Raw genomic sequence first — 3,678 nt, 5'->3', positions numbered from 1 at the left:
ACGCTAGGAGCACCCCGCCGCGGCCGGGGCCGTGCGGGGTGCTCCTGTGGACCGGCGGGCCGGCGGGTGGGGCTGTGGACGCCCCGGCGCTCAGGCGGCGGGCGTCGAACCGGCCGCGGAGCCGCTGGATGAGCTCTTGGTGGAGCCGCTGGAGGAGCCGGCGGCGGGGCTCGGGGTGGTGGAACCCGCCGCGGAGCCGCTCGCCGACGACGACGAGGACGAACCGGCGCCGCTCTTCTCCGAGGCCGTCGAGCTGCCGCGGGAGTCGGTGCGGTAGAAGCCGGAGCCCTTGAAGACGACGCCCACCGACCCGAACTGCTTGCGCAGGCGGCCGCCGCACTCGGGGCAGTCCGTCAGGGCGTCGTCGGTGAAGGACTGGTGCACCTCGAACCGGTGCTGGCACTGGCTGCACGCGTAGGCGTAGGTGGGCACGGCGTCTCCTCTGCGGCGGTGCGGGCGCGGTCTGGCCGGGTGGTCCCCGAGCGGGGCCCGTCCGGTGGTCCTGCCCGTGTGCGGGGTCCTGCTGTCCTATCGGCTGTTCGCGGTGCCCACTTGCGTCCTGGCACTCACTCGCGCCGAGTGCCAATGATACGGGGTGCGCGCCACCGGCGACCCCGCTTCGCCGCACCCCCGCCGCGCCGGCCGTCCTGCCCGCCACCGGCGCCCCGCTCCGCCGGGCCCCACCCGGCGAGCTTGCCGCCGGCGCTGATGGCCTGCAGCCGGTTCTCCACCGCCTCCCGCTCGGCGGCCGCCGTCACCACCAGCACGTCGTCGCCGTGCTGCAGCGCCGTGCGCGGGGTGGGGACGAACGTCCGCCCGTCGCGGGCGATGAGCGTCACGTTCGCGCCCACCGGCAGCCGCAGCTCGAACACCTCCACCCCGTGCAGCCGCGAGCGCGGCCCCACCCGCACCCGGACCACGTCCGCCGACAGCGTCCCCAGCGGCGAGACCTCCACGTCCAGCTCCTCCGCCGCCGCGTCGGTCTGCAGGCGCAGCACGCGCGCCACCCACGGCAGCGTCGGCCCCTGCACGAGGGTCTGCACCGTCACGAGCACCACGACGAGGTCGAAGATCCGCTGGCTGCCCGGCACGCCCGCCACCAGCGGGACCGTCGCCAGCACGATGGGCACCGCCCCCCGCAGCCCCGCCCAGGACAGGAAGGCCGCCTCGGCGGCGCGCACCCGGAAGGGCAGCAGGCTGACGAGCACCGACGCCGGGCGGGCCAGGAACGTCAGCGCGATCCCCACGGCGAGCGCGGGCAGCACCTGTGCGGGCAGCTGACCGGGGCTGGCCAGCAGGCCGAGCATCACGAAGAGCCCGATCTGGGCGAGCCAGCCGAACGCCTCGGCGACGCCCCGGGTGGCGGCCCGGTGCGGCAGGCGGGCGTTGCCGAGGTGGAGCGCGCACAGGTAGGTGGCCAGGAAGCCGGAGGCGTGGGCGAGGTCGGCGAGCGCGTAGGCGCCGACGGTGAGCCCCAGCACCGCGATGGGGTAGAGGCCCGCCGACGGCAGCGCGGTGCGCCGCAGCCCCGCGGCGCCCGCGGCCCCCACGGCCAGGCCGATCGCGGCCCCGGCCACCAGCTCGAAGACGGCCTCGCCGACGAGGAACCACCACGGGTGCGACGCCTCGCCCATGGCGGCGTCGGTGAGCGCCACGACGGCGATGACGACGGGGGCGTCGTTGAGGCCGGACTCGGCCTCCAGCATCCCCACGAGGCGCCGCGGCAGCGGCACGGCCCGCAGCACGGAGAACACCGCGGCGGCGTCGGTGGAGGAGACCGCGGCGCCGACGAGCAGGGCCAGCGCCCAGGGCACGTCGAGCAGCACGTGGGCCGCCGCGGCCGTGACGGCGATCGACACCGCCGTGCCCAGCGTCGCCAGGACGGCGGCCGGCGCCATCACCGGCCGCACGGCGGCCCAGCGGGTGGTGAGGCCGCCCTCGGCGAGGATGAGCACGAGGGCGCTGTAGCCCAGCACCTGCGTCAGGCGCGCGTCGTCGAAGGCGATGCCCAGGCCGTCCTCGCCGAGCAGCAGGCCGAGGCCCAGGTAGAGCAGCAGGGACGGCAGGCCGGTGCGGGCGGACAGGCGCACGGCCACGACGGCCGCCAGCAGCACCCCGGCACCCAGGAGCAGCACGGGGGTGAGCTCGCGCAACGTCATGCAACACCGTACCGGGGCGCACGCTCCGTGATCGTCCCGGCCCCGCCCCGGCGCGACCGCAGCGCCGGGTCAGCGCCGGGTCAGCGCCGCAGCCAGAGCCACCGGGTCGGGGTGATGACGGCGTCCACGTGCCGGTCGTGGGGCAGCGTCGGCACGGGGGAGACCGCCGCATCCAGCAGCTCGTCGTCGTGGACGAGGGCGATGACGGGCACCCGCGGGGGCACGCGGCGCAGGGCGCGGTCGTAGCTGCCCCCGCCCTGCCCGAGGCGGTGGCCCTCGGTGTCGACGGCCAGCGCCGGCACGAGGAGCAGGTCCACCTCCGCCACCGCGCCCGGTCCCAGCAGGTGGGGGGAGGTGCCCAGCGTGCGGGGTGCCGGGTCGGCGCGGGGGGTCCAGTCCAGGTCGGCGTCGGGCAGCAGGACGGGCACGATCACCTCGACGCCGTCGCGCTGCAGGGCGTCCAGGGCGCCGCGGGTGCCGGGCTCGCCGGGCAGCGAGGTGTAGCAGGCCACCGTGCGCACCGCCCGCAGCAGCGGGCAGGTGGTGAGGCTGCGGGCCAGGTCGCGGTCGACGGCGTCGGCCTCGGCGCCCGTGCGGGCCCGCCGGCGCTGGCGCACGCTGCGCCGCAGCACCGCCTTGCGCCCCTCGACGTCGGAGCGGACGTCCGGCGGGGTGCCGACGAGCACCTCCAGCCGGTGCGGTGCGCCCGCCAGCTCCAGGGTGTCGCCGGGGTCGCCGTCGGGCGTGCCGCCCCGGCCCGGGTGCTGCCCCGGGTGCGGCACGGGGCGGGTGCGCACGTGCACACCGCGGCGGACGCCGAGGGCGGGGTGGACGGTGGGCGCGTGCTCCGCACCCGCCAGGGCGGTGCTCCCGGGGCCCTGCGCCCCGGGGTCGGCGGCGGGCGGTCCTGGCGTCATCCGGGCTCCCTGGTGCTGGTGCGGTCCGTCAGCGGCCCGCTACCTGCAGTGTGCGCCCTGGGCGTGCGCGATGCCAGGTCCGCGCGCGACGGCGTGCCGGTACCCTCCGCCCCATGAGCGAACGGAACGAGCGCCCCGCCCGTACGGTCCGCAAGGCGGTGATCCCCGTGGCCGGCCAGGGGACGCGTTTCCTGCCCGCCACCAAGGCGGTCCCCAAGGAGATGCTCCCGGTGGTCGACACCCCGGCCATCCAGTACATCGTCGAGGAGGCCGTGCGCGCCGGCCTCTCCGACGTCCTCATGGTCACCGGCCGCAACAAGCGGCCGCTGGAGGACCACTTCGACCGCAACGTCGAGCTGGAGGTCTCCCTGGAGGCCAAGGGCGACAAGGCCAAGCTGGCCAAGGTCCAGGAGTCCAGCGACCTCGGCAACGTGCACTACGTCCGCCAGGGCGACCCCAAGGGCCTCGGGCACGCGGTCCTCGTCGCCGAGCACCACGTGGGGGACGAGCCGTTCGCCGTCCTCCTCGGCGACGACATCGTCGACGCCCGCGACCCCCTGCTGGAGCGGATGATCGAGGTCCGCGAGCGCCTGGGCGGCAGC

The 3,678-nt window shown here is 76.9% G+C and carries 4 protein-coding genes; 1 reads left to right on the top strand and 3 read right to left on the bottom strand.

Translation table 11 applies throughout. The features are described 5' to 3' along the window. Positions 1 to 90 precede the first annotated feature (90 nt). The 3 genes from ABEB16_RS17780 to ABEB16_RS17770 form a co-directional block, all read right to left on the bottom strand. Positions 91 to 432: an FmdB family zinc ribbon protein gene (locus ABEB16_RS17780; protein WP_345713552.1), complete on the bottom strand. Its 342-nt coding sequence runs from the start codon at positions 430 to 432 to the stop codon at positions 91 to 93. A gap of 134 nt (positions 433 to 566) precedes the next feature. Then, positions 567 to 2,159 (bottom strand): potassium/proton antiporter, encoded by a 1,593-nt coding sequence (locus ABEB16_RS17775; RefSeq protein ID WP_345713551.1) that lies wholly within the window; start codon positions 2,157 to 2,159, stop codon positions 567 to 569. 80 nt (positions 2,160 to 2,239) lie between these two features. Further along, positions 2,240 to 3,076 (bottom strand): 5-formyltetrahydrofolate cyclo-ligase, encoded by an 837-nt coding sequence (locus tag ABEB16_RS17770; protein ID WP_345713550.1) that lies wholly within the window; start codon positions 3,074 to 3,076, stop codon positions 2,240 to 2,242. Positions 3,077 to 3,189: 113 nt separating this feature from the next. Here ABEB16_RS17770 and ABEB16_RS17765 point away from each other — a divergent pair. After that, positions 3,190 to 3,678, top strand: a 489-nt coding sequence (locus tag ABEB16_RS17765; protein WP_345713549.1) for a UTP--glucose-1-phosphate uridylyltransferase, incomplete at its 3' end; no start/stop codon positions are given.

The sequence above is a fragment of the Kineococcus glutinatus genome, from assembly GCF_039542765.1.
Taxonomy (GTDB): domain Bacteria; phylum Actinomycetota; class Actinomycetes; order Actinomycetales; family Kineococcaceae; genus Kineococcus_A; species Kineococcus_A glutinatus.
This window is presented reverse-complemented; position numbering and strand designations above follow the sequence as displayed.